Origin of the sequence: Bacillus sp. B15-48 (genome assembly GCF_016879755.1) — a bacterium.
Classification (GTDB): domain Bacteria; phylum Bacillota; class Bacilli; order Bacillales; family Cytobacillaceae; genus Mesobacillus_B.
In genome coordinates this window covers 902,678-928,557 of the sequence record NZ_WOFU01000001.1, presented here as the reverse complement: position 1 = coordinate 928,557, position 25,880 = coordinate 902,678, and the positions used below count along the sequence as shown (strand labels likewise).

At 40.1% G+C, this 25,880-nt stretch carries 21 protein-coding genes; 17 read left to right on the top strand and 4 right to left on the bottom strand.

The features are described from left to right. Positions 1-176: 176 nt before the first annotated feature. Positions 177-1,565, top strand: coding sequence for an L-cystine transporter (locus GNT69_RS04165; RefSeq protein WP_203553673.1), 1,389 nt, complete (start codon positions 177-179; stop codon positions 1,563-1,565). A gap of 957 nt (positions 1,566-2,522) precedes the next feature. Here GNT69_RS04165 and GNT69_RS04160 read toward each other — a convergent pair. After that, entirely contained in the window at positions 2,523-3,005 is a 483-nt protein-coding gene (locus GNT69_RS04160) for a CBO0543 family protein (protein ID WP_203553672.1), read from the bottom strand. Between the two features lie 372 nt (positions 3,006-3,377). Beyond that, positions 3,378-5,813, bottom strand: a complete 2,436-nt coding sequence (locus tag GNT69_RS04155; RefSeq protein WP_203553671.1) for a Lon protease family protein — start codon at positions 5,811-5,813, stop codon at positions 3,378-3,380. 908 nt (positions 5,814-6,721) lie between these two features. On the opposite strand from GNT69_RS04155, the gene GNT69_RS04150 reads away from it, so the two are divergent. Beyond that, on the top strand, positions 6,722-8,668 hold the full coding sequence (locus tag GNT69_RS04150; RefSeq protein ID WP_203553670.1) for an NAD(P)/FAD-dependent oxidoreductase: 1,947 nt from the start codon (positions 6,722-6,724) through the stop codon (positions 8,666-8,668). Positions 8,669-8,770: 102 nt separating this feature from the next. After that, positions 8,771-9,094: a nuclear transport factor 2 family protein gene (locus GNT69_RS04145; RefSeq protein WP_203553669.1), complete on the top strand. Its 324-nt coding sequence runs from the start codon at positions 8,771-8,773 to the stop codon at positions 9,092-9,094. A gap of 728 nt (positions 9,095-9,822) precedes the next feature. Here GNT69_RS04145 and GNT69_RS04140 read toward each other — a convergent pair. Beyond that, entirely contained in the window at positions 9,823-11,136 is a 1,314-nt protein-coding gene (locus GNT69_RS04140; protein ID WP_203553668.1) for a C40 family peptidase, read from the bottom strand. Between the two features lie 175 nt (positions 11,137-11,311). Here GNT69_RS04140 and GNT69_RS04135 point away from each other — a divergent pair, with 175 nt between their 5' ends. Both GNT69_RS04135 and GNT69_RS25815 read left to right on the top strand, forming a co-directional pair. Beyond that, the gene (locus GNT69_RS04135; RefSeq protein ID WP_203553667.1) at positions 11,312-11,467 is read left to right on the top strand and encodes a YwzD family small protein; all 156 of its coding nucleotides are present in this window, start codon (positions 11,312-11,314) and stop codon (positions 11,465-11,467) included. 184 nt (positions 11,468-11,651) lie between these two features. Further along, positions 11,652-11,783, top strand: a complete 132-nt coding sequence (locus GNT69_RS25815) for a hypothetical protein (RefSeq protein ID WP_275411162.1) — start codon at positions 11,652-11,654, stop codon at positions 11,781-11,783. A gap of 32 nt (positions 11,784-11,815) precedes the next feature. On the opposite strand, the gene GNT69_RS04130 is transcribed toward GNT69_RS25815, so the two are convergent. Beyond that, complete coding sequence (locus GNT69_RS04130; RefSeq protein ID WP_203553666.1) at positions 11,816-12,586, bottom strand: SGNH/GDSL hydrolase family protein; 771 nt, start codon at positions 12,584-12,586, stop codon at positions 11,816-11,818. Positions 12,587-12,778: 192 nt separating this feature from the next. Between GNT69_RS04130 and GNT69_RS04125 the strand changes: the two genes are divergently transcribed. The 12 genes from GNT69_RS04125 (at position 12,779) to GNT69_RS04070 (ending at position 25,863) form a co-directional block, all read left to right on the top strand. Continuing rightward, complete coding sequence (locus GNT69_RS04125) at positions 12,779-13,525, top strand: YveK family protein (protein WP_203553665.1); 747 nt, start codon at positions 12,779-12,781, stop codon at positions 13,523-13,525. Further along, positions 13,515-14,207, top strand: coding sequence for a CpsD/CapB family tyrosine-protein kinase (locus GNT69_RS04120; protein ID WP_275411161.1), 693 nt, complete (start codon positions 13,515-13,517; stop codon positions 14,205-14,207). The genes GNT69_RS04125 and GNT69_RS04120 overlap by 11 nt, the downstream gene beginning before the upstream one ends. A gap of 205 nt (positions 14,208-14,412) precedes the next feature. After that, positions 14,413-15,177 carry a tyrosine-protein phosphatase gene (locus GNT69_RS04115; RefSeq protein ID WP_203553664.1) on the top strand — a complete coding sequence of 255 codons (765 nt, stop codon included), beginning with the start codon at positions 14,413-14,415 and terminating at the stop codon, positions 15,175-15,177. Between the two features lie 382 nt (positions 15,178-15,559). Further along, on the top strand, positions 15,560-17,392 hold the full coding sequence (locus tag GNT69_RS04110; RefSeq protein WP_203553663.1) for a polysaccharide biosynthesis protein: 1,833 nt from the start codon (positions 15,560-15,562) through the stop codon (positions 17,390-17,392). Between the two features lie 171 nt (positions 17,393-17,563). Then, positions 17,564-18,460: a UTP--glucose-1-phosphate uridylyltransferase GalU gene (gene galU / locus GNT69_RS04105; protein WP_203553662.1), complete on the top strand. Its 897-nt coding sequence runs from the start codon at positions 17,564-17,566 to the stop codon at positions 18,458-18,460. A 344-nt stretch (positions 18,461-18,804) separates the two neighbouring features. Next, positions 18,805-19,185 carry a type IV pilin protein gene (locus GNT69_RS04100; RefSeq protein ID WP_203553661.1) on the top strand — a complete coding sequence of 127 codons (381 nt, stop codon included), beginning with the start codon at positions 18,805-18,807 and terminating at the stop codon, positions 19,183-19,185. Between the two features lie 485 nt (positions 19,186-19,670). Next, positions 19,671-20,792 (top strand): aminotransferase class I/II-fold pyridoxal phosphate-dependent enzyme, encoded by a 1,122-nt coding sequence (locus GNT69_RS04095; protein ID WP_203553958.1) that lies wholly within the window; start codon positions 19,671-19,673, stop codon positions 20,790-20,792. A 1-nt stretch (position 20,793) separates the two neighbouring features. After that, a complete protein-coding gene (locus tag GNT69_RS04090; protein ID WP_239094004.1) occupies positions 20,794-21,474 on the top strand; it encodes a sugar transferase in 681 nt (226 codons plus the stop codon). A 52-nt stretch (positions 21,475-21,526) separates the two neighbouring features. Next, positions 21,527-22,645 carry an ATP-grasp domain-containing protein gene (locus tag GNT69_RS04085; protein WP_203553660.1) on the top strand — a complete coding sequence of 373 codons (1,119 nt, stop codon included), beginning with the start codon at positions 21,527-21,529 and terminating at the stop codon, positions 22,643-22,645. A gap of 53 nt (positions 22,646-22,698) precedes the next feature. Then, positions 22,699-23,685, top strand: coding sequence for a GNAT family N-acetyltransferase (locus GNT69_RS04080; protein ID WP_203553659.1), 987 nt, complete (start codon positions 22,699-22,701; stop codon positions 23,683-23,685). A 112-nt stretch (positions 23,686-23,797) separates the two neighbouring features. Further along, entirely contained in the window at positions 23,798-24,703 is a 906-nt protein-coding gene (locus GNT69_RS04075; RefSeq protein WP_203553658.1) for an NAD-dependent epimerase/dehydratase family protein, read from the top strand. 14 nt (positions 24,704-24,717) lie between these two features. Beyond that, positions 24,718-25,863, top strand: coding sequence for a glycosyltransferase (locus tag GNT69_RS04070; RefSeq protein WP_203553657.1), 1,146 nt, complete (start codon positions 24,718-24,720; stop codon positions 25,861-25,863). Positions 25,864-25,880: the final 17 nt, after the last annotated feature.

Sequence of the window (25,880 nt, the reverse complement as noted above, 5' to 3'; positions counted from 1 at the left end):
TTTAGTCTTTATAAACCTATGAGGATGACAACTTGTCTTATTCGAAAAAAATGGACGAGTGAAAAACGATTTTTATTCACAAACTAGGTGAAAAACCATTTCTTAAAAACGAAGTAAAAACCTAGTTTTTTCACAAACTAAGGGAAGCGTCTTTGCTGAAATTAGGAGGGAAGTAGATGAGCACTGTTTTTATCATTGTAAACATCGGCATCTTCTTATTGCTTGTTGGTGGATTGTATGTGATGCAAAAGAAACATATTTCGTTTGCGAAACGTGTGTTTGCAGGCTTAGGAATCGGCATTGTTTTTGGGTATCTTCTTCATCTGCTTTACGGGGCAGGTTCTGAGATCACAACGGGAACGATTGAGTGGATCAATGTCGTTGGAACGGGCTATGTTCGCCTGCTGCAAATGCTCGTCATGCCGCTCGTCTTCATCTCGATTGTTGGCGCGTTTACGCGGTTGAAAATGACTAAAAATGTCGGGAAAATCAGTTTCCTTGTGATTGGAATTTTGCTGGCGACGACAGGGATTTCCGCGGTGATTGCGATTGGAACGACGGTCGGTTTTGGCTTGGATGGAGTCGAGCTCGTTGAAGGGGAAGCGGAAGCGAACCGCAACGCAGAATTAGTGGAACGGGCGCAAACGGTGGAAAGCTTAACGGTGCCCCAGCAAATTGTCGCAATGGTCCCGAGCAATCCTTTTTCAGATTTAACAGGCGCTCGGCCAACGTCAACGATTGCGGTCGTCATTTTTGCTGCCTTTATTGGCATCGCTTATTTAGGGGTGAAACGGAAGCAGCCGGATGAGGCGGCGATGTTTTCGAAAATCATCGATGCGATTTACGCGATTGTGATGCGAATTGTCACGCTCGTGCTGCGCTTAACTCCGTACGGAATTTTGGCGTTAATTACGAAAGTAGCAGCAACAAGCAATTATGAAGCGATTCTCGCGCTAGGGACGTTTGTCGTTGCCTCCTATGTCGCACTGATTCTAATGTTTATCGTCCATTTAGTATTATTAGCATTTGCAAAGCTAAATCCGGTTTTATTTGTAAAAAAAGCGTGGCCAACCTTGCTGTTTGCGTTCACATCAAGGTCCAGTGCGGGAGCATTGCCAATGAATATTAAAACACAAACGCGCGATTTAGGTGTCTCAGAACCGGTCGCCAATTTTGCCGGTCCGTTCAGCGTGACGATTGGGCAAAACGGTTGCGCCGGAATTTATCCAGCAATGCTCGCGGTCATGGTAGCTCCGACAGTCGGCATGAACCCGCTAAGCCCAGGCTTTATTTTTATGCTGATTGCCGTCATTATGATTAGTTCCTTCGGAGTTGCCGGCGTTGGCGGCGGAGCGACGTTCGCTTCATTGATCGTGTTATCGGTGATGGATTTGCGGCTCGCCATCGTCGGACTCGTTATTTCCGTCGAGCCGCTCATCGACATGGGCCGGACCGCATTAAATGTAAGCGGCGGCATGATTTCAGGAGTGTTAACGGCGAAAATCACCGGCGAAATCGAAGAAGACATTTACAGACGACCAGAAATTGAAATCGCCGAAGCTTAAAAAAGAAACTCGAGGGCGTGCAGCAGCACCCATTTGGAGCAGGTCACCAAATGAGGAGCAGAGCACAGGCCCTCGGGTTTCTTTAGTCTTAATTGGAAAAGGTCGTGATATTGCTAGTACTAGGAATATAATGAGCTTTTTAAAATTTAATGCTGGTAACGGACTTTTTAATCCTAGTAGTGGGATTATTTTTAAAATTATAATCCCACTACTAGGATTATATCTAGTAAAAACACCCTTTTAATCCAAGTACTAAGATTATTTTTAGAAAATTATAACTGCAATTACAATTACTGGATAAAAATAAATAGTTTATTACGAGTACTAGCAATAAAAATCACCCAAAAACTCACTTAATCCAAGTACTCGGAATAAACCCCTCTGAAAAACTCACTTAATCCGAATACTCGGAATAAACCCTCTCTGAAAAACTCACTTAATTCGAGTACTCGGAATAAACCTCGCTAAAAAACGTACTTAATCCGAGTACTGTCCGAAAGTGCCCATGATTCGGAAAAAAGTAGCTAGTTTTGAAGGAAATCTGTCTGAAAGCACCCTTCATTCGGACAGAAGTTACTGGTTGTGAAGGAAATCTGTCTGAAACCACCCTTCATTCGGACAGAAGCAGCCGGTTGTGGAGGAAATCTGTCTGAAACCACCCTTCATTCGGACAGAAGTTACTGGTTTTGGAGAGAATCTGTCTGAAAGCACCCTTCATTCGGACAGAAGTTACTGGTTTTGGAGGAAATCTGTCTGAAAGCACCCCGCATTCGGACAGAAGTTACTGGTTTTGAAGGAAATCTGTCTGAAAACGCCCTTCATTCGGACAGAAGTTACTGGTTTTGAAGGAAATCTGTCTGAAACCACCCTTCATTCGGACAGAAGTTACTGGTTTTGGAATGAATCTGTCCGAAAGCCGCCGGGGCAACTCCTTATGACGAGGGTCAGTCCCAAAAATCATCGATCGACATTCCATTTCTGCACACAACGAATCCAAAATCGAGAAAAGAACGATTTAACCATTAAGCTGACAAACGAATGATACCAGCGCCAGCCGCGCTTAAATTCAATTAATTTTGTTCGCCGTTCGGCCCACACTTCAATGACAACCATCGGAATGATAAAGTAAAATAATTTGAAAAGGGCGATTAAGTGATTATCTTTTAACGTAAGTTGATTGTACATAATATTTACAAGGGGGTACAAAAGAGCATCAAACAAAATATGTACTTGAAAATATTTTGGCAAAAGACGCACAGGATACTTCAAAAAATTATTGGCAACGATGATTTTATCAATGACTCCATTCGAAAAGGCACTTGCAAAAAACACGAGCAACCAGTCTTTTAGTCCTGTACGCCGGAACACAAACGGCAAGAGGCCGATGCCAAGTCCAAGCAGCCCTAATAAAATCTTTTTTTCGCATTTTCCTCTAACCATAAGATACAGTTGCACCCCTTTTACCTAGATGATTATTGTCCACGCCAAACAATGAGTTTTTTATCGCAGGTTAACGGACAGTAAGACCCCCACTTCAAGATTTAGAGAAACGAGGAAGGATAAGTGGGGGATCAACTGTCCGTAAAAGCCCGATTGGTTCAACTAACCATCAGTGGGGATGGGAAAAAACCCCCACTGATGGAAGTTTCACTTTATTCAATTAGGATGCACAATTTAACGAGTTTTATGACCGCAGCATAAAAAAAGGACCCCAGCCAACTGAACTGGGGTCCTTGCTTACTAACGATGGGATCAACACAACTCGCTCCCGACCTAACTCAACTATACGACTGTTAAAAATCCCCTAAAACTCTAATCCCTCACTGCTTCTTCTTTCGCCGGCTGTTCCTGCTGATTGCGTGCTTTTGCTACTTCATACATTTGACTAAACCGCGCTTCCACTTTGGCGAAAATGCTGCCTTCTGGATAAGCACCGTCATCATCACGGACACTTCCGGCTGGGACACCGGTTAAAATTTCAATTCCTTCGGTGACATCACAGACCGCCCAAATATGGAAATCCCCGCGTGACACCGCTTCAACAACATCAGCGGCGAGCATTAAATTAGCAACGTTTTGCTTCGGAATAAGCACGCCTTGCTTGCCGGTTAAGCCTTTCTGTTGGCAAATATGGAAAAAGCCTTCAATCTTTTCGTTGACGCCGCCAATCGGCTGGATTTCGCCCCATTGATTCACTGAGCCTGTAACCGCGATGCCTTGGTAAATCGGCACTTCCGCTAATGACGATAACAGCACATACAACTCGGTGCTTGAGGCGCTGTCGCCGTCAATATACGAGTACGTTTGCTCGAACGCGATGCTTGCCGACAGCGGAATCGCGTAATTTTTCGCAAATTGACCGGAAAGATAGCCGATTAAAATCATATGGCCTTTATTATGAATTTGCCCGCTTAATGCCGCTTCACGCTCAATGTTCATAATCCCGGTTTTGCCGACATATGTTTGCGCGGTGATTTTCGTCGGAATCCCGAAGCTTGAATCTCTTGTGCCCATCACCGCGAGGCCGTTGATCTGGCCGACACGGTAGCCGTCGGTATCGACCATGATGATTCCTTTTTCAATTCGTTCGCGATACAGCTCGGATACATGGTTGGAGCGATGAATTTGCTCGGCAATCGCTTGTTCAATATGAGTATCATCGACGAACGTGTTGTCCTGTTTTTGCGCCCAATAGCTCGATTCGACGAGGACTTTGACGATGTCTTGAAATCGCGTTGATAGCTTCGTTTGTTCGTCCACTAACCGCGAGCTATAGTCAATGACTTTCGCAACGGCACGGCGGTGGAAGGGGAGCAGTCCCTCTTTGTCACTGTAATTTTTAACAAAACGGGCCATCAACAAGCTGTTTTCATTCGTTTTCTCCATCACTGTGTTGAACTCGACTTTTACTTTGAACAGCTTATGAAAATCTTCATCGATGCTCGAAAGCAAGTCATATAAGTAGTAGGAACCGATGATGATGATTTTTAAATTTAATGGCAGCGGCTCTGGCTTAATCCCGCTCGTTGGCACCATCCCGCGCTCTTCATTTAAATTTTCAATTTGCACATAGCCGGTTTGCAATGAGCGTTTTAACAGCGTCCACGCATACGGTTGCTGCAGCAGTTCTGTTGCTTGGACGATTAAGTAGCCGCCGTTGGCGAGATGAAGCGCCCCAGGTTTAATATGGGTAAAATCGGTCGTCCAGGCGCCGAACGAACCTTTGTATTCAACCTTGCCGAATAGATTATAAAAAGTAGGGTTAGTTTCATAAATGACAGGCGCACCTGATTCATTTTTATGATTAACAAAAAGGTGGACGGTGTAGCGCTGGAGCCGCTGTTCAGTCGTGCCAGTGAGCGCTGCCATCACATTGTTCTCTTCGTCTTCTTCGGCTAAAAAGAACGAAAAGTGAAGGACGATATCATGGAAATACGCTTCTAAATAGGTGATTACTTTTTCATGATGTTTATACGTTTCGCGGAGCGGCTGGAACAGGCCTTCAATCGCCTCGACGACGGTTTGGCGCATAAACTGCTCGACTGTTTTCCGCAATTCTTCTTCTTTCTCACGCATTTGGAAAATCGTTTCGCGGATTTTCTCCTCCACTTGTTTTTCGCGCTGCTGGATCATTTCTTGTTCAAACTCGGTCAGCTTGGCGAATTCTTTGCGGTCAAGCGGCCGGCCCATGCGGAGTGGGTACGTATTTACGCCGGCTGGTGTGCGCTCAAGCCGGAAGTTTTTCTCTAACGCAAACGCTTCGGTCGTGCCCCAAAGGTCTTCAATTTGGTCGCGGAATGCTTCTAAAATTTTCTGTTTGTTCGCTTCAAAGTTTTTACCCGAAAAAGCAGTGCGAAGTTCACGTTCAATTTCAATCAGCAATGTTTCGATTTTTTGCTGAAAGCGAATGCCTTCGCCGGCGGGCAGGGAAATCGCGGTTGGGCGGTCGGGATTTTCAAAATTATACACATAGCACCAATCATCTGGCACAGAGCGCGTCTTCGCGATATTGGCAACACTGTCGAGCGTGTACGTCATTCGTCCAGTCCCAGACGGACCGACGATAAATAAGTTATAGCCCGTTTGCTCGACAGAAAGACCAAACTCCATCGCCTGCTCGGCACGCTGCTGGCCAATCATTTCATTTGGTTGCTGGTCAAGATCAGCGGTCGTTTCAAAGGGAAAGTGTGCGGGGTCAAAAGAGGACATTAGTTTCGAAACGGGTACGCGGAATTTCTCACGATTCATCCTTTATCCCTCATTTCAGTGAATAGTTTTTTTGATAAAAGTTCCTATCCTTAACAAATTCGCCTCGCAAAACACCCGTCCCTGTCTATTCAACAATTGTTCATAAAATTGTCGAGATTGGCTGGAGTGGGGGGGATAGGCGATTCAAGTTGGCCACGTAATCCGCGGCTGGAGGAACGGTCACGTAGAGGGGGTGTATATTCCCGTGGCTGGGGAATGAACTGAACGTTGATTTTACTATGTTTGAAAAATAAGCGGAAGAATTCCGCCTATTCTGGGAAATATCGATATTTCCTTAAAAATAAGGGGAGTTTTTCCGTTTATATGAGCCAAATCTTTGGATTTTGGCCTATTTAGAGCAGTTAAGCGGAATACCTCCGCTTATATCTGCTTCTTAAGCTTCCACAATATACATTAGGCGGAAATTCTCCGCTTATTCATTCTCATACTTACACGAAAATCAACAAAACCAGGTTTAACTCTCAAACCAACCGGGTAGATACCTTCTATATACAGAGAATCCTCTGTATTCGTTCCAATCAATCGATTCAACCACTGAGTTTAACTCTACACCCGAAAAATGGTGCTGTAATCAGCGGAGTTTAAGCAAACGTTCGATTCATTTGGAAGACTCAACCACCTCTCTTGCGATTGTCCTCCCCCGGGCAATCGCCTTTTTTTCGCCTGCCATAATTTATACATAATTATAAAAAAAGGAAATTCCCAAAACCCATTGAAATAGAGCCATTTCCACGGGTATTATCTATTTTCAAAGTGGGAATACAGTTTAAAACATTATGTGAAATAGTGAACAATCGTATTTCTTTTATGAAAAAAATTTAATAACATAAAAGGAGATATTTTATGTTCATCATTTCACAATACAAACTTAAAGGAGTCGATCACAAATGAATTTTGAATCAACTTTCTCACCGATGTACATTGGAAAAATGCTCGTTAAAAACCGCTTAGTCGTACCAGCGATGGATTCGGCGATGTGTGAAATGGACGGAACGATTGAAAAAATGGCATGCGATTATTATGGGGCAAGGGCAAAAGGTGGCTTTGGACTAGTGATTACGGAAATTGCCGCTGTCGATGAACGAGCAACGGGAATGCCTGGGGAGCCAAGATTGTATTCGGATGATTATATCCCCGGACTAAGGAAATTAGCGAATGCCATCCATAGAGGCGGAGCAAAGGCAATAGTTCAGCTTCACCATGCCGGTCGTGAAACAACGAAGGCGCTGATCGGACTTACACCTGTTGGACCAACGTCGATTCCATCGCCTATCTACCGTGAGCCAGTGAATGAATACACGACTGAACAAGTATATGAACTGATCGACTCTTATATTCAAGCCGCGGTGCGCTGTAAAAAGGCCAACTTTGATGGCATTGAGTTTCACAGTGCCCATGGATATATGGGCTTGCAGTTTATGAGTCCACGGACAAATAAACGAATTGATGAATTCGGTGGCGGATTTAAAGGAAGATCGTATTTTCATAAATTGATTATCGAAGGGATTCGCAGAGAGTGTGGCGAAGACTTCGCGATTATCGTTCGCATGGACTCGATGGAAGGAAGAATTGGCGGCATGGACGGAAATGAAGCGATTGTATTTGCCCGCTTGCTTGAGTCATATGGGACAGATGCGCTGAACATTTCCGCAGGGACGTACGGTTCGTGGGATATGATTGTTCCTCCAGCAGATATGGGCCAAGGATGGAACTGGCAAGGGACGAGAAGAATTCGCGAGGCAGTGAACATTCCAGTTATGCTTGCTGGTCGCTTCGCTGATCCATATGCGGTCGAGCTGGCGATTGAACGCGGGGATACGGACTTTGTCTGTCTAGGACGTCAATCGATTGCCGATCCTGAATATCCGAATAAAATGGCAGGTGGAGAAATCGAGGATATCGTTCCTTGCCTTGGCTGTACGCAACGTTGTATGAGTTTCAATGATCATGATACATTGCAAGAAGGCGATTGGGGCGTATCTTGTATGTTGAACCCAATGAGCAATAACCGGAAAGAGGTTCAATATGGCCCGACGGAAACACCTAAAAAGGTGATGGTCATCGGGGCAGGGGTCGCTGGCATGGAAGCGGCTTGGATTGCAGCCGAGCGCGGTCATGATGTGACATTATACGAAAAGAATGACGTAAGCAAAGTCGGCGGTCAGTTCTTAGTTGCGGCATACCCGCCATTTAAACAAAACTTAACGGAAGCGATCCGCTACTATAAACATATGTGTGACAAACATGGCGTGAAGATGGTCTTTAATAAAGCGGTAGATACTGATTTTATTAAAACTGAAAACCCAGATGTATTGATCGTCGCTACTGGTGCAGTTCCATTTAAGCTGAATATTCCTGGAAATGACGCGCCAAATGTGTATGAAGCAAATGATGTGTTAGTCGGCAAATCGATTCTCGGAAACAGTGCACTCGTCATCGGCGGCGGAATGGTCGGCTGTGAAACGGCTGAGTTCTGTAAAGACTATTGTGAAAAAGTAGCGATTGTCGAGATGAAAGAGGATGTCGCTGCTGATCTTTATATGACGGTTCGCACTCGTTTACTAAATAGATTAAAAGAAGAAGAAGTGGCGATTCATACGAAGACGAAGGTTGTTAGCATTGATGGCACGACCGTCTATGCGGAAAAAGATGGCCAAGAAATCGTGCTCGAAGGCTATGACAATATTATTTTTGCTGTCGGATCAAAACCGGTCGAACAATTTGAAAATGTCGAAGAGCTTGCAAATGAAGTGTATGTCATCGGTGACGCGAAACAAGCAAGAACCGCCCTTGAAGCAATCTATGAAGGGGCAAGAGTAGGAATGAAGATTTAATTTCAGTTAGTAGGAGGGGCTGTTCCGTGCACAGATTGGACAGCCCCGAATGGATGATCGGGGTTCAAACAGCATTTACGTAAGTCACACCTTCTGGAGGAAATGATGATTTTAGAAGATTATGTTGCTCATATGAATAATGGGGACTATGAGGGAGTAGCCAATTTATTTACGGAAACTTGTTCTTTCGATGATGGTGGGGCAAGAACGATTCAAGTCGATGACCTTGTTGTAAAAGGAAGAGTTAACTTAAAAGCGACCTTCCAATCTGTCTTTGAAGCTTACAAGGTTCGTGCCGAAATCGTAAAGCTAAATGCAAACACGATGGAATATGATGTCTACCTTGGAGAAACAAAGTTAGAATGTATCGGGTGTGCAACCTTAAAGGAAGGCAAAATTGCCGAGTACATCGTAAGACCAAGATAAAAAACATAGTAATGGTTGTTAGGTAATGAACTTTTTTTAAAAAACAAGTTTACCTAATCAATCTTCCGGGTAAAAGAACAGTACCAAGCAAGTTCACTTACTTTCAGCATATGGTCAATCAACGTTGATTTTATCAGGTGAATTTAATCAAACGTTTGATGAACCGCAAATTAGCGATTGTCCATCCCCCGGACAATCGCTCTTTTTTGTGTGAAAGAAAGAAAAAGTACCTCCAGCTAGAAAATAACGGGCTCTCTCTAAAAAGGAGGGCAACCATGTTGGAATTTGCCCTGCTGTTTTATCGTTATTTCTACTTACCTTCTTTGACACTTAATAATAATAGACGTATAAATTCCGCTTAATTTAGTAAATAGCATTGAAAATGGCATAAATAAACGGAGAGATTCCGCCTATTAACTCGAAAAACGTGAAAATGGAGGATTTTTATTTGCATAACCGGAAAATCTCCCCTTATATTCCTCGAAACGAGCTCGATTCTGCAAATAACCGGAAAATCTCCGCTTATTTTCCTTTCGCTAGTTCCTCTCAATTATATTAAACAGAGAATATTTATTTGCAAGTTCCATGCGATATTGTATTTTTGTATATTGACAGTATAAAAAAACTGAAGTGTTAAACTCGTTTAGATTTAGCACTTCGATTTTGTTAAATTTATTGTTTTGCATTGATAAAGAGAACGCGTTCAGCTAGAAAAAGATGCATTTCTTTTAGTAAAACCGCTTAAAGCTTTCGAAATGTCTACTATAATATGAATCATTTAAACTCGTAATTCGGACGCCGCTACTGTCGGCATGGATAAACTCATTGTTGCCGATATAAATGCCTAAATGGGAAATGCCTTTTTTATACGTATTTTCAAAGAATACGAGATCACCAGGTTGCGGGGTGTTCACATAGTAGGAACGATTATAATACCCTTCAGCCGACGTACGTACAAGCGATTGACCGGCTTTATTAAAAACATAGTGAATATATCCACTACAGTCAAACCCGCTAGGCGAGGTGCCGCCCCATAAATAAGGAGTCCCAATTAATGCTTTTGCTTCACTAATTAGCCTTTCCACACTGAAGCCAGTTGCTGGCGCTGAGGCAGGTGTCGGAGCCGGAGCATTTTCCGTCACAGCTTGGCCAGAAACATTTAAGGTTTGTCCTGCATAAATTAAATCTGAGGACATTTGGTTTAATGATCTTAACGCTGAGACGGTCATGTTAAACTGACTAGCAATTTTCCCTAACGTATCACCAGGTTTGATTGTGTAAACACCGTTTGCTGGTGCCGGTGAAGTTGCAGCCCCAGAACTAGCCCCAGTTCCAGTTCCACTTCCAGAACCAGCACTTGTCCCATTGTTCGCTGACGAGCTGACAGCGAGCGTTTGTCCAGGGAAGATTAAATCGCTTGTAAGATTGTTCCAGCTTCTCAAGTTGCTTAAGGAAATTTGATGCCTTTGGGCAATGGTGCTTAACGTGTCCCCTCTAACGACAGTATAGGTTGTTGTCGAACTTGCTGCTGGTGCCGGGGCCGTTGATGAGCCAGTTCCAGAACCGACATTCGTTCCAGTTCCAGCCCCTGATCCCGCATTTATTACAATCCCAGCTCCACTGCTAACAATGAGCGTTTGTCCAGGGAAGATTAAGTCGCTAGTAAGGTTATTCCAGCTTCGTAAATTACTTAGCGAAATGTTATGTTTCTGGGCAATTCCACTTAATGTATCGCCACTTACAATGGTATATGTATGTACCGTACTTATAGGAGTGGCCGTAGCTGCTAAGGTTGACACAGAAGAAGATGACGTCCCGGTTGATCCCGCTTGTTGCGAGATTGCTAGTTTTTGATTTGGATAGATTCGCTCAGATGATAGCCCGTTTAACGTTTTTAAGTTGTTAACGGTTGTCGAATGGTTTCGGGCAATATGGTAGAGCGTATCGCCTCTTTTGACGGTATATGTATCAGCAAAGGCCGTCGAGGCGAATGCTGATGACAGGATCGCGGCCGCAGCGATCGTCGTCACTTGCTTCTTCATTTGATCATCACTCCTTAAATTTCAACATTATTATCCATATTCTATCACATGGTATATTGCAGAAATATTAAATTTATATTATAAATAGACAATCGTTGGCAATTTTGTAAAAAGAATTTACAAGTCTTGCTGAATTTAATAGAATAGTGTCTGAATTAGGATGGAGGAAAGGACAATGGAAAAAGACAAATCTGATTTGCAATATAAACAAAATGAATTTGCTGATTTACTAAAAAGAACGTATGAAAAAGGGATTTCTGATCAGGAAATCACTGTTGATCGACTATTAGAAGAGATTAAAACAGATATAAGAAAAGTATTTGCACAATAAAAACTCGACTGCATTTAAGGAATGTCGGAAATATGACACAATTCCTATCCTTACGCTTGTCTCCCGCGGCAAGTGCCTTTTTTCATTTGATTATAGGTAAAAAGCACTATACACTTTCAATGCTTTTTTGGTATAATTTCAGTGATATTGGTTGGGAAAAGTTGCTGGTGGAGGGGAAAGTTGTATGTCAAAGTCGTATTTTTTGACACCAGAAGAGATGGAGCAGAAGAAGAAACGGCAGAAGGTTGTCCTGTATACTTCAGTGTTCGGACTCACAATTTTGTTGACGTCTGCGTTGACAATCTTAATGAATTAACTTTAAAAAAGGAGCCCACTCGGCTCCTTTTTTTACTTTGAAATAAAATAGTCAATTAAAAACTCGCTCCAAAGCTGTTGTCCTGCTAAAGTCGGTTTTCCTTCTTCGACATAGGTTAACAGTTCTTCGCTGCTTGCGTCTGGCCAAGCGGTCCAATGATCAAGATAAGGAATGTTCCGCTGCTCGGCAAAGGTTTTAATCGCAGCGACTTCCAATGGGTAAAAAGTCGCTTGATAGAGCGGATATGGCGGCTGGATAATTAACACATGATTCGGATTGGCTTCCGTTAACCTCGCTGCAATCGTCGCAAGATGCTGCTGTGAGTCCTCGGAACGAACTTCGCCGTTATCATTTAACGCAAACGGCTCAAGCAAAGTTAAATCCGGCTGCACTTCAGTAAGTTCGGAGCTGCGCCCTTGAGCGATGAACTGAGCTGATGTTGCTTCATATGTTTTAATCACGACTTCAATCGTCTCATCGTAGGTTTCTTCTAATGCTTGTTTTAACATAACGATCGGACTGTTCTCATCGCGATCAAGCACTTGCGAACCAGCTAGTAAAATCGTAAATGGCCGTTCTTCCGCTAGTGTTTGCTCATAATGTTCCTGCGCGAGTGCTGGCCAGTTCGCTGTTCGCTCGAGTTGTTTGGTGTCTTCTGTTTTTACGGATTGGTTTCCGTTCCCCGTTGCCGTTTGTGCTTCGTTTTCGGCAGATACGGATGTTTTATCTTTATAATGAATGCTGCCGAAAATTAGGATTGCTGTGCACCCAATCGCGAGCAATGTGACCAAAAAATACTTCATGAATGAAATTCTCCTCCAATTCCAAATAAATGTAAAAACATAAAAGTCCTTTAAAAATAGTAAAAGATGATGTTTAATTAGTAAGTACGACCTAGATTGCAAGTTTATTAAAATTATGACAAGATTCGCCAATGATTACAAGAATTTATGTTATAATGTTGAAGTATTTTTTTATAAAGGCGGAGGAAATAGATGGAAGAGACAATTAGTTTGAAAGAATTGTTCCAGACGATTAGAAAGCGTCTGATGTTGATTTTAGCGATTACTTTAACCGCTGTAATTGTTTCCGGGGTTGTTAGCTTTTTCTTTTTAACCCCCGTTTATCAAGCATCAACCCAGCTTCTAGTCAATCAGAAAAACGAAGAGCAAACAGGATACAGTACGAATCAAGTCCAAGCAAATTTACAATTAATTAATACGTATAATGTCATTATTAAAAGCCCAGCGATTCTTGATCTTGTCATCAGTGAATTGGAATTAGCGTTAACATCGCGGCAATTAAATGAAAAGATTACCGTTGGTAGCGAGCGAGATTCCCAAGTTGTGACGATTTCCGTCCAAGATGAAAATCCGCATCAAGCAGCAGAAATTGCTAATACAGTGGCTAGCGTGTTTTCAACGGAAATTGTTCACTTAATGAATGTTGACAATGTCAGCGTCCTCTCGAAAGCAGTCGTGTTGGACGGCCAATCACCGATTAAACCGCAGCCGATGTTAAACATTGCGATTGCCCTTGTCGTCGGATTAATGATAGGTGTCGGACTTGTCTTCTTACTTGAATATTTAGATAACACAGTGAAAACGGAGCAAGATCTTGAAAGAGTATTAGAACTGCCTGTTCTTGGAGTTGTCTCGATAATTGATGATTCAAAGGCAGACGCAATGAAAGCCCGTAACGAAAGAAGTTCAAAAGCGAGAGGTGAGACGGTTGGCTCCTAAGAAAAAAATCTTAAAAGAAACGCGCCGGAAGCTTGTCACGATGACAGATTCGAAGTCGCCGATTTCCGAACAATATCGGACGATCCGCACAAATATTCAATTTTCAGCGATTGATCAGGAAATCAGATCGATTATGGTGACGTCTTCAGGTCCTGGAGAAGGAAAGTCGACAACGGCAGCCAACTTAGCCGTCGTGTTTGCCCAACAAGACAAGCGCGTGCTTTTAGTCGATGCTGATATGCGGAAACCAACGGTTCACTATACGTTTAATTTAACGAACACATTTGGGTTAACGACCGTGCTTTCGAAACAAGTAAAGCTTAATGAAGCGGTGAACACAACGAAGGTTAATAATCTCTTCGTATTGCCGAGCGGACCGATTCCGCCGAATCCGGCTGAATTAATTGGTTCAAAAGCGATGGATGCTTTTTTAGCAGAGGTAAAAGAGTCATTTGACTTAGTCATTTTTGATACACCACCAGTGCTGGTAGTGACAGATGCCCAGTTGTTGGCGAATAAATGTGACGGCACAATTCTCGTCGTTTATAGCGGCAAGGCCGAGGTCGAACATGTCGCGAAAGCGAAGGAATTGCTGACGAATGCAAAAGGGAAAATGCTCGGGGCGATTTTAAACGGGAAGAAAATTGAACATACTGCACAGTATTATTATTACGGTAAATAAGAAAAATCTTATTTATCCTGCGCTTAATCTAGGGAAATTGACCCGTGTCTATTCGTCTAGATCCGAATTTTTGACGCCTTCTCTAGGAGAAAAGATTGAGGTTCTGCAGGTTTAGACAAAATTTCCTTTTGACGGTGATAAATACGGGTGTTATGATTAGTTCTGATGACCAAAATTTTACAATTAAGGAAAATGAGGGATTGCGATGATCGACATCCATTGTCATATTTTAGCTGGAATTGATGATGGCGCACAGAAGTTGGAAGATAGTCTTGCGATGGCGAGAGAAGCTGTGGCCGAAGGAATCACAACGATTATCGCGACACCGCATCATAAAAACGGCCGCTATGAAAATCCGCGAGAAATCATTGTTGCTAAAGTGGCCGAATTGAATAAAAGCTTGCAGGTTGCGAACATTCCGTTAACCGTTTTGGTTGGACAAGAGCCGGCGATCAACGGAGAGTTGCTTGCTGATTATGAAAATAACAAACTAGTTCCATTAAATGAAACACAGTATGTGTTCGTTGAATTCCCTTCAAGCCATGTGCCGCGCTATGCGGAGAAAATGCTGTTTGATTTGCAATTAAAAGGGCTTGTGCCAGTGATTGTTCATCCTGAGCGCAATGCGGAAATTGTTGAACGCCCGGAGCGGTTGTTAACCCTTGTTGATAAGGGTGCCTTGGCTCAATTGACTGCGGGAAGTGTGTGCGGCAAGTTTGGTAAGAAGATTAAGAGATTCTCAGAGCAATTGATTGAAGCAAATCTCGTCCACTTCCTTGCCTCTGATGCTCATAATGTCACAAGCCGCAGCTTCCATATGGGTCAAGCGTATGATCAGATCGAGAAGCAATTGGGCATCGATGTTGTTTATCTGCTCCGTGAAAATGCCGAATTACTTGTCGAAGGAGCAACGGTTTATAAAGAAGTTCCACAACCTGTAAAAAGGAAAAAGTTTTTAGGAATCTTTTAGAATAGATATTCGGATAGACAAACTGTGTTTTCTTAGAGTTGTTGGTTCTATTTGAAGATGGTTTTACGATTTTCGTAGTTATAAAACTTATAAACTTCAAATAGGCGAACAAAGGGTTGATTCCTTTGCGGCGATGTCTCCTGTCCGTTATCGATGGAGGCACTCGACCATGCTGTGGGATGCGTATATGTGCACTCCTTAGACGCGGCTGTCGTCAAGAGCATGGTGTGAGGTTGGGTTTGATGCCCAGATTTATTAAATCTTTACGGGATAAATGCTTAATGAAAGCGCATATCAAACAAGATCAGATGTGGGTTTTCGTTAAGGATTTATCTTTTTTGTTTCTTACTGGAAATTGGATTGAATAAGAGGGAGGAAAGAAATGAGTTATCGGAACCGCATATTATTTCTCGTGCTGCTCGATTCATTGATTGTGCTTACTGCTATTTATTTTAGTTTTACTATCTTACATCCATCCATTGAATCGTTCAGCTATATTCATTTATCTTCGAGTATCGCGGTATTGCTACTTTTGCATCATGTATTTGCGAGCCTTTTCAAGCTTTATAATAAGGCGTGGGAGTATGCGAGTGTCGGGGAAATTTTGTCGATTGTCAATGCGGTGACATTGTCAATCATTGGAACGATTCTGTTCCAGCTGCTCGTCGGGATGCCGATTTATGGACGAGCGTTGTTTACAACATGGACGCTACATGTGATTTTAATTGGTGGTTCAAGGTTTGCGTGGCGCGTGTATCGCGATCGCTTTATGAAGAAAAATGCAGAAATGAAGCGGGTGCTAATCATTGGTGCCGGCCAAGGCGGAACCCTTGTTGCTAGGCAATTGTTTAACAACCCTGAACTTGGCTTAAAGCCAGTTGGTTTTATTGATGATGACTTCCGGAAATTCAAACTGCAAATTCTGGGCATTCCTGTTTTAGGGACATCAAAGGGAATTGTTGATGCAGTTGAAAAGCACAAGATTGATAAAATCGTCATTGCGATTCCGTCGATTAGCAAAAAAGAAATAAAGCGGATTTACGAAGAATGTGCAAAAACGAACGTAAAGCCACAAATTATGCCAAATATTGAAGAAGTGATGCTAGGCAATGTAGAAGTAAGCAACTTCCGCGATGTGGAAGTCGAGGACTTGCTGGGTCGTCAGCCAGTCAAGCTGGATATTGATGGGATCTCCGAGTATGTCTCAAAGAAAACGGTGCTCGTTACCGGTGCTGGCGGTTCGATCGGCTCAGAAATATGCCGGCAGATTTGTAAGTTTCAGCCTAAGAAAATCGTCCTTGTCGGTCATGGGGAGAACAGTATTTATGGGATTGATATGGAGTTAAGGAATCTTTATCGTGATGCAATTGAAATTGTTCCGGTGATTGGCGATATTCAAGACCGAACGCGGATATTTGAAGTAATGGAGCAGCACCGACCGGACGTCGTGTATCATGCGGCTGCGCATAAGCATGTGCCGTTGATGGAATACAATCCGCGGGAAGCGGTGAAGAATAATGTGTTTGGGACGAAGAATGTCGCTGAAGCGTGTGACACTTTCGGTGTGGGCACGTTTGTGTTGATTTCCTCTGATAAGGCTGTTAACCCACCGAATGTAATGGGTTCGACGAAGCGGATTGCGGAGATGGTCATTCAGGGATTGGCGGAGCATAGCAAAACGAAATTTGTTGCTGTTCGGTTTGGGAATGTGCTTGGGAGTCGCGGGAGTGTGATTCCGTTGTTTAAAAAGCAAATTCAGGCTGGTGGACCAGTGACGGTTACACATCCGGATATGACAAGGTATTTCATGACGATTCCGGAAGCGTCACGGCTTGTGATTCAAGCAGGGTCGCTTGGGCGTGGCGGTGAGATTTTTGTGTTGGATATGGGTGAGCCGGTGAAGATTGTTGATTTGGCGAAGAACTTAATCACCCTTTCGGGTTATCGGGTGGAGGATATTGGGATTTCTTTTTCAGGACTTCGTCCTGGGGAGAAGATGTTTGAGGAGTTATTGAATGAGAAGGAGATTCATCCTGAGCCGGTGTTTCCGAAGATTTTTATCGGGAAGGCTTTGCATGAGCAGGATGAGGAAGTTCGTTATTTGCTTGAGCATTTTGAGGAGATGGCGACGGAGGATGTTAGGGAGTTTGTGGTTAATTTGGCGAATCGAAGGCCAAGCCTTCGGTTTTTGGTGGGGGAGAGGTTGGTTAATTAAATAGGTTGTTTGAGGGTGGGTTGGTTCTTGGGCGTATTTTTGGCTGTTGTTAGAGAACCTCACGGTTCTTTATGATATTAGAATATTTGAAGAAACCCTTTCGGGTTTTAAATTTATGTAGTTGATTGATAAACCTTGCGGTTTATAGTTTCTTATTAGGAGGAGTTTTGTGTGAAGAAGGTACGGAAGGCGATTATTCCTGCGGCAGGTTTGGGAACGAGATTTTTACCTGTGACAAAGGCGATGCCGAAAGAAATGTTGCCGATTGTTGATAAGCCGACGATTCAATATATTGTGGAAGAAGCGGTTGCTGCGGGGATTGAAGATATTATTATTGTTACCGGGAAAGGGAAGCGCGCGATAGAAGATCATTTTGATTTTGCGCCTGAACTTGAGCGGAACTTAGCGGAAAAGGGAAAAGATGATCTGCTTGCGCGGGTTCGCTATGCTTCGGATTTAGCGGATATTCATTATATTCGCCAGAAGGAGCCGAAAGGGCTTGGACATGCGGTTTGGTGTGCGCGTAATTTTATTGGGGATGAGCCATTTGCTGTGCTTTTAGGTGATGATATTGTTCAGAGTGAGACACCATGTTTAAAACAATTGATTGATCAATATGAAGAGACTCATGCTTCGGTCATCGGGGTTCAGACTGTTGGTGATAATGAAACGCATCGCTATGGGATTGTTGAACCTTCTACTGTTCGAGATGGTCGCAGATACCAAGTAGAAAACTTTGTTGAGAAGCCTGCTCCGGGAACGGCTCCATCTAACTTAGCGATTATGGGTAGATATATCCTTACTCCAGAAATCTTTATGTATTTAGACCAGCATGAGACTGGTGCTGGTGGGGAGATTCAGTTGACGGATGCAATCAACAAATTGAACCAAATTCAACGTGTGTTTGCTTATGATTTTGAAGGCACGCGTTATGATGTTGGGGAGAAGTTTGGGTTTGTGAAGACGACGGTGGAGTTTGCGCTTCAGAATGAAGAGATTAAGGATGAACTAGTAGAATACTTAGAAGCGACGGTAAAGAAGTTAAGTAAGAACAAGGTGGGCGTGTAAATTTGTGAACTAAGAGCGCCATTGGTTCAATATGATGAGGGGATTTTTATCCATGGAGTTTGTCGACGAGGACCTAAACAAGTGGAATCTGAGAAATTAGTTAGACAGTTGGTTAGATAGTAGCTGATTTGATGGGGAGCATCAAATTAGCTTTTCTGCTAACGGACTTAAAGCCTCTCACGAGGCTTATTAATTTTTCATAACCAGCTGACTGGCTTCTAAGGAAATTGATCTGGGTGTATGTAAAGGATTGAAGGGTCTGGTTGGCTACTAGGGTGAACACCGTTTGATTTGAAACGAAAACCTATTCATGGGAGTAAAATTTGCATGAATGGTGAATGGTTATGAAAGGTGTGAAATTTAGTAACAAAGGGTTTACGTTAGTAGAAGTGCTGGCGGTCGTCGTCATCATAAGTATATTATCAGCTATTGCAGTACCGTCTGTTCTTCGGTTGATTGAGAAATCTAAGGCGGATTTTTGTGAAGTGAATCGGTTAGAAATTGAAAGAATGTATCAATTAAATTTAGATTTAGAGGGTAAGGTACATTCAATAATAGAATTCGAAGAGTATTTGCTGGACTATGGAAATGAGCATTGCCCAGCAGGTGGGATTTATGGTTATGTGGATGGGGCAGTAAATTGTAGTAATTATTCTAACACTGATGATGAAATTGAGGATCCTGATAAGGGAGATAATGGAGTCCCATTCTATGAATTTGGATAGTTGTTATTTGAGAAGTATGGCTATTCTTAGTTGAAGGGGTGGGCCTTCGGCCCTTTTGATTTATATTTTTGTTGTTGGATTTTTTAGTGATTTGGGCTTTGATAAAAATATTGATTTCTTAAGCTAAATGAATCGAGAGAAGTGGTTAGGATTGAATGTGGATTTGGAACTGACTATCGTAATCAGATAAGATGCTGAAAGCCTTGGAGTATAAGGGTTTCGAGTGTTTTTGGTTGTTTTTAAGAGTTGTTTGAATGGTAGTTTAATAGGAAGAAACACGGTTAAGATTAGTGTAAAAATGAAAGAATTACGTGATTGAATGTTGGTGATTGAATAGATATTACGAGGTGGGTATCAGATATAGATAAGATTTAGTGGTTTAGAAGTTGGTTAGAATTGAAGAATAACAGATTCTAATTAAGTCCTAATCTACTAAAATAATAACTTAACAAGGGAAGGAAGTCTAGAAGATGGAGTCGACAAAAGTGAAAGAAAGAATATTCCTCTCTTCACCACATATGAGTGATGAAGGTTATGAAATGCAATATTTACAGGAAGCTTTTGATACAAACTGGATTGCGCCCCTTGGTGAAAACGTAAATGGATTTGAAAGAGAACTTGCTGAGAAGGTTGGTTCTAAAGCTGCTGCAGCACTGTCTTCAGGAACAGCTGCTATTCATCTAGCTCTTAAAGCAGCAGGAGTCGGAGAAGGGGATATTGTATTCTGTCCAACACTAACTTTCTCTGCTACTGCAAATCCAATCATCTATCAAAATGCTATTCCTGTATTTATCGATAGTGATTATGAAACTTGGAATATGAGCCCAAAAGCATTAGAAGAAGCTTTTGAAAAGTATCCCGAAGTAAAGGCAGTACTGGTCGTTCATCTATATGGTTTGTCAGCAGATATGGACAAAATTATGAAGATTTGTAAGAAACATAATGTAGCGGTTATAGAAGATGCTGCTGAGTCTTTGGGTACTTACTATAAAGGTAAGCATACTGGAACTTTCGGTGACTATGGTATCTTCTCTTTTAATGGAAACAAGATTATCACAACTTCCGGGGGGGGCATGCTTGTTTCTAATAATGAAGAGAGAATTGCTAAGGCAAGATTTTGGGCCACACAATCCCGAGATCAAGCAAGGCATTATCAACATAGCGAATTAGGGTTTAATTATCGAATGAGCAATGTGGTTGCTGGGATTGGCAGAGGACAGCTTAAGGTTTTGGATAAGAGAGTAGAGAAAAAGAAGCATATATTTGAGTTTTATAGAAGAGAATTATCGCATCTGGATGGTGTTAAATTTATGCCAAATAATGAGTGGAATGAGCCTAACTTTTGGTTGACCACTATGACATTAAGTGGAAAGATTAGACCACTCAATTTGATGGATGCACTAGAAGAAGAAAATATTGAATCAAGACCAGTGTGGAAACCGATGCACATACAACCGTACTTTGAAAAGTATGACTTTGTAGGCACATACGTTGCAGAGAAGTTATTTGAAGATGGTATCTGCTTACCTTCAGATACGAAAATGACAGACTCTGAACTTCAAAGAGTCTGCGATATCATTAAGTCATTATGGGGGAGAAATGTATAAAATGGAAAATAAGAAAGGTGAAAAAGAAATATATATTAGACCTCGGAAAAATAGTATTTATAAAAACTATATTAAAAGATATTTAGACTTCACATTTGCTTTTACTTTTTTGGTAATTTCAATACCTTTAACTGTCATATGTTGTATTTTAATTAAGTTAGATTCTAAAGGACCTGCGTTTTTTAAACAAACAAGAATAGGTAAGAATTGTAAGGAAATAACAATATATAAGTTAAGAACCATGAAAATAGAGTCTTGCGATAAAAATGGCAAAAAACTTAGAGATAGAGAGAGATTAACTAGAGTAGGTAAGATTATAAGAAAGTTAAGTATTGATGAATTGCCTCAATTATTTAATATTTTAAAAGGGGATATGAGTTTTATAGGTCCGAGGCCATTACTTGTAAGGTATTTACCCTACTATTCAGAAAGGGAAATAAATAGACACAATGTGTTACCAGGAATAACTGGATTAGCACAAGTAAACGGCAGAAGTTATTTGCAATGGGAGGAAAGGTTCGATTACGATTTGAATTACGTTGGAAATTTGTCCTTTAAACTAGATGTTAAAATACTAATAATTACTATTATTAAAGTTTTAAAAACAGAAGGTACCTCGACGATTAGGCCGAAGGAATTGGTGGATTTTGACAAATATCGAGAATATAAAAAGGTTAGATGAAATATCAATATTAGTTTTAAAGTAAAAAATATATCAATAAGGAGTTAGTCTATTGGAAAGAAAAATATTAATTTTGGGTATTGGACATTCGCAAGTGGATTTAATTAATATTGCAAAGGAAATGCATATGAAGGTTTATGCATGTGCCCGTGACAATAAAGGGCCTGGTTTCAAATTAGTGGATGATTTTCGAAGGATTGATATACAAGATGTAGAAGCTGTTAAAAAGTATGCACTTGAAAAAGAGGTTGACTTTATTTATTCAATGGCATTAGAATCTGCAATACCCACTATAACTAAGGTTTCAGAAAGTTTAAATTTACCTAATTTCTGCAGTGTTAGTAGTCTAATGAAATTAGAAAACAAAGGCCGCTGGAGACAAACGTTAGGTGAAATGGAAGGCAACGTTAAGTTTGCAATTGGTCGAAACATTAACGATTTCGAGAATTGGGATAAGTATCCATCAGCCTTAAAACCAGTCGATGGATCTGGACAACGTGGAGTTTATAAAGTAAACAGCTATCAAGATATTATAAACGTATTTAACGAAAGTATAAAACATTCAAAAGTAAAGGAGTTAATAATCGAAGAGTATATAAATGGACCAGAAATATCAGTGAACTCATTTATGTACAATGGAGAATTGAAATTTTCTATTGTTTCTGACAGAATATCTTATTCAGAATACCCAGGAGGAATAATAAAAGAGCATATCATTCCTTCAAGAATTATAAATAAAAAGATAGAAAATAGGATTAATTCTTTAGTTGAAAAAGTGAATGGAAAAATGGGGTTTGAAAATGGGCATATATATTTTCAGATAAAACTTGAGGATAATGAACCAAAGCTAATTGAATTTACTCCTCGTTTCGACGGGTGTCACATGTGGAGACTCATTTACAAAAGTACAGAGCTTGATTTAAGAAAGGTTTCTTTAGAAATACTTGCTTATGGAAAAAGTGATACTATTGAGGATTATGATACAAATAAAGATATAATCAATGTAAAAACGAAATTTATATCCGAAAAACCTGGTGTCCTTATTGATAAAGATAAATATAACATTCCAGAAAACACGCTTTATTTAGAATGGTATTATAACAATACGGAAGTAGTGAAAACGGTAACTAGTTACCTGGAAAAAGTCGGATATTTTATCGTAAAAGAATAGCGCGTATGAATTGTTAATAGTAAATAATTAGAGAATTAGGAGAATATGCAATAATGGTAGATATATATTTCAACCCTAATTATGGAAGGCTTTGTGAAGATATCGAAAAAGGGAAGAGTGAAGTATTTAAATTTGAAAATGAATACGGCAATATACAACACATGTTTATTAAAAGAGAAATTCCTACAAAAATCAATGAAGAAACTTATTATGATTTGATTACACCGTATGGTTATGGTGGCCCAGTTATAATAAACTGTGAAGATAAAAAACGAGACAATTTAATCAATAGTTTTGTTGATGAGTTTCAAAATTATTGTTATGCCAATAACATTGTAAGTGAGTTTGTTAGGTTCCACCCTATTTTAGATAATGCAAGAGACTTTAACGAATATTATACCGTCAGCCATATCAGAAATACAGTCGGAACAGATTTAGCAAACTTTGAGCAGCCATTCGTTGAGGAATTTTCAAAATCATGTAGAAAAAAAGTTAGAAATGCTTTAAGAGATGGTGTGAGCTATAAAATTACTGAAAAACCAAATGATATAGGGAAGTTCAAACAAATTTATTATTCAACCATGGATAGAAATAATGCATCAGAGTTTTATTATTTTGATGACACCTACTTTAATAAGTGTCTTGAATATTTTCCAGATAACTTATTGCTAGTTGAAGCGATATATGAAGATAAAACTATAGCAATGGGTTTTTATTTCGTGTACGAAAATTATATACATATTCATTTATCGGGTACTTTAAATGAATATCTATCTTTATCACCTGCTTATATTTTGAGATATGCTGTAACTGAATGGGGTAAAGAAAATGGCTATAAGCTAATACATCATGGTGGAGGAAGATCCAACGATCCAGAGGACACACTCTATCAATTTAAGAAGCGTTTTGGTAAGAATACTGATTTTGGATTTCATATTGGAAAAAAAATATGGAATGAGAGTATATACAAGCAGTTATGTAAAATGAATAATATTGATAAAGAGATAGATTTCTTTCCTGCATACAGATTCGAGGTCTGAAATATAAAGTATCAAACATATTTTCCAGTTAATAATTTTTGACAACATAGCTAGTCTACTAGTTGTGGTTCAGCTAATCAAATGTTGAACAACTTGAGGAGGATGTATTAGTTTGAGTAATAAAACTGTCTTAGTTAGCGGTGCAAGCGGTTTTTTGGGTAAAGAATTAATTAGTCAATTGTTAGAAGTTAGATATCCAACCATCGCTTTGACCTCAAAACCAAAAGAATTAAGAGAAGCTTTTAGACAAAATACCGATTTAACTGTTTTAAATATAAATGACTGGACAAATAGAGTAGATGATGATCAAAATATTGACGTTTTAATTAACTGTGCATTCCCTCGAAATTCAGATCCTGAGCAATTAGCTGCTGGATTGGACTTTACAGAGCGTCTGGTAAATAATGCAATTAAAACAGGGATTATGAATATCATTAATATTTCTTCACAGAGTGTATATAGTCAAAAAAACAAGTCAACTCCAGATGAGCAAACTACTGTAGCTCCTGAGTCGCTGTACGGATTAGCAAAATATTCTTCTGAAAAAATTGTTACCTTAATCAGCAAAAATAGCAAAGTCAACTTCTCGAATATTAGATTAGCAAGTCTAACAGGATTTGATTTAGAGTCGAGAATGACAAATAAATTTGTAAAGTTAGCAATAAAAGGAGGAAAAGTAACTATCGATGGCACTGGTCAAAAAGTTTCATATTTAGATGTAAAAGATGCTGTCTCTGCTTTAATTTTAATGATGAATCAGGATTCAGAGAATTGGAGGCAAACATATAATTTAGGTAATTATCATTTTAAATCTGTTTTGGAAATAGCTGAAACGGTTAATGACATTGCTGAGCGCTATTTACTCCCTGGATTGCAAATAGAATTAAAGGATGGGCTGAGTGACTTTAATAATTTGATTAATAGTGAGGCGTTTTACAGTGATTTTGGATGGAGACCTAAATATGACATACCATTAATGGTAGATGAGTTATTTGGCTATTATAAAAATTTAGTTTAAGTTGGTGAATATATATGTATGCATTAGTTATAGGAAGAGCTTACCCAAGTGAAACCACTGGTATGATGGGTATCTTTGAGTTCGAACAAGCTAAAGCCTTAAACAATTATGGATGTGAAGCAGTTTATGCATTTTGTGATACAAGGTCAATTAAAAGCTTACAGAAATTTGGCTATTATAATATTGTATCAAATAGTGTCAAAGTTTATGGTTACCATCTTCCAATAAAAGGACTACCACAAAAAATATTTTCTAATATTAAGAAGAAATGCTACAAGAAAATACTAGATAAAATTATCACTATAAAAGGGGTTCCGGATATTATTCATGTCCATTTTCCATTATTAACTTTATCCGAAGAAATATGGGAATTGTTAAAAGACTTGAAAAGACCTATTGTAGTTACAGAACACTGGACAAAAGTGCAAATAAAAAATTTAGAACCGTTTCGTATAACCCTGTTAAAACAAATAGTAGAAGAATCAGCAGAATTCATTTGTGTTGGGGAACAACTTAAAAAAAGTGTAGTAGATTTAACTAATACAAACAGAAATATAATGGTAATACCAAATATGGTATCTTCTGAGTTCTATTATGAAAAACCAGACATGGAAGGTCTAAATAAATTCAATTTTGTATCAGTAGGAAGGTTAATGGAAGTGAAAAGATTTAATCATGTTATTGAAGCTTTCACTTTGGCTTTTAAAGGAAATAAAGAAGCGCAACTTACAATCGTTGGGGATGGCTTATTATACAATAAATTGAAACGTCAAATTAAAGATTTAGATATGAATAATCAAATCCAACTTACTGGTTTTTTATCCCGTAAAGAAACAGCAAAATTGATTAAACGAAGTAATGCTTTAGTGTCAGCTAGTGTCCTAGAAACCTTTGGAGTACCATTTATTGAGGCCATGGCATGTGGTAAACCTATAATTGGAATTAAAAACGGTCCAATAGATATATATATAGATGAATCTAATGGCATTTTGTTCGAACAAGAAAATGTAGAGGATTTAGCAAGAGCTTTAAAGCAAATGTATGCTGAAATGGAATCCTATGACAATAAGAAAATAGCAGATAGAGCATATGAATTATTTAGTGAAGAGGCTATCGCAAAGTGCTTAAAAAAGACTTATGAGGAATTAATTAATTCTTAATGTTCACTTAACTGGAG

Bases quoted from the DNA above. Each gene is read 5' to 3' on its own strand.
- GNT69_RS04125 (WP_203553665.1), top strand. From the start codon at position 12,779: ATGGAAGAGACAATTAGTTTGAAAGAATTGTTCCAGACGATTAGAAAG.
- GNT69_RS04110 (WP_203553663.1), top strand. From the start codon at position 15,560: ATGAGTTATCGGAACCGCATATTATTTCTCGTGCTGCTCGATTCATTG.
- GNT69_RS04150 (WP_203553670.1), top strand. From the start codon at position 6,722: ATGAATTTTGAATCAACTTTCTCACCGATGTACATTGGAAAAATGCTC.
- GNT69_RS04145 (WP_203553669.1), top strand. From the start codon at position 8,771: ATGATGATTTTAGAAGATTATGTTGCTCATATGAATAATGGGGACTAT.
- GNT69_RS04160 (WP_203553672.1), bottom strand. From the start codon at position 3,005: ATGGTTAGAGGAAAATGCGAAAAAAAGATTTTATTAGGGCTGCTTGGA.
- GNT69_RS04155 (WP_203553671.1), bottom strand. From the start codon at position 5,813: ATGAATCGTGAGAAATTCCGCGTACCCGTTTCGAAACTAATGTCCTCT.
- GNT69_RS25815 (WP_275411162.1), top strand. From the start codon at position 11,652: ATGTCAAAGTCGTATTTTTTGACACCAGAAGAGATGGAGCAGAAGAAG.
- GNT69_RS04165 (WP_203553673.1), top strand. From the start codon at position 177: ATGAGCACTGTTTTTATCATTGTAAACATCGGCATCTTCTTATTGCTT.
- GNT69_RS04130 (WP_203553666.1), bottom strand. From the start codon at position 12,586: ATGAAGTATTTTTTGGTCACATTGCTCGCGATTGGGTGCACAGCAATC.
- GNT69_RS04090 (WP_239094004.1), top strand. From the start codon at position 20,794: ATGGAAAATAAGAAAGGTGAAAAAGAAATATATATTAGACCTCGGAAA.
- GNT69_RS04080 (WP_203553659.1), top strand. From the start codon at position 22,699: ATGGTAGATATATATTTCAACCCTAATTATGGAAGGCTTTGTGAAGAT.
- GNT69_RS04070 (WP_203553657.1), top strand. From the start codon at position 24,718: ATGTATGCATTAGTTATAGGAAGAGCTTACCCAAGTGAAACCACTGGT.
- GNT69_RS04100 (WP_203553661.1), top strand. From the start codon at position 18,805: ATGAAAGGTGTGAAATTTAGTAACAAAGGGTTTACGTTAGTAGAAGTG.
- GNT69_RS04115 (WP_203553664.1), top strand. From the start codon at position 14,413: ATGATCGACATCCATTGTCATATTTTAGCTGGAATTGATGATGGCGCA.
- GNT69_RS04140 (WP_203553668.1), bottom strand. From the start codon at position 11,136: ATGAAGAAGCAAGTGACGACGATCGCTGCGGCCGCGATCCTGTCATCA.
- GNT69_RS04135 (WP_203553667.1), top strand. From the start codon at position 11,312: ATGGAAAAAGACAAATCTGATTTGCAATATAAACAAAATGAATTTGCT.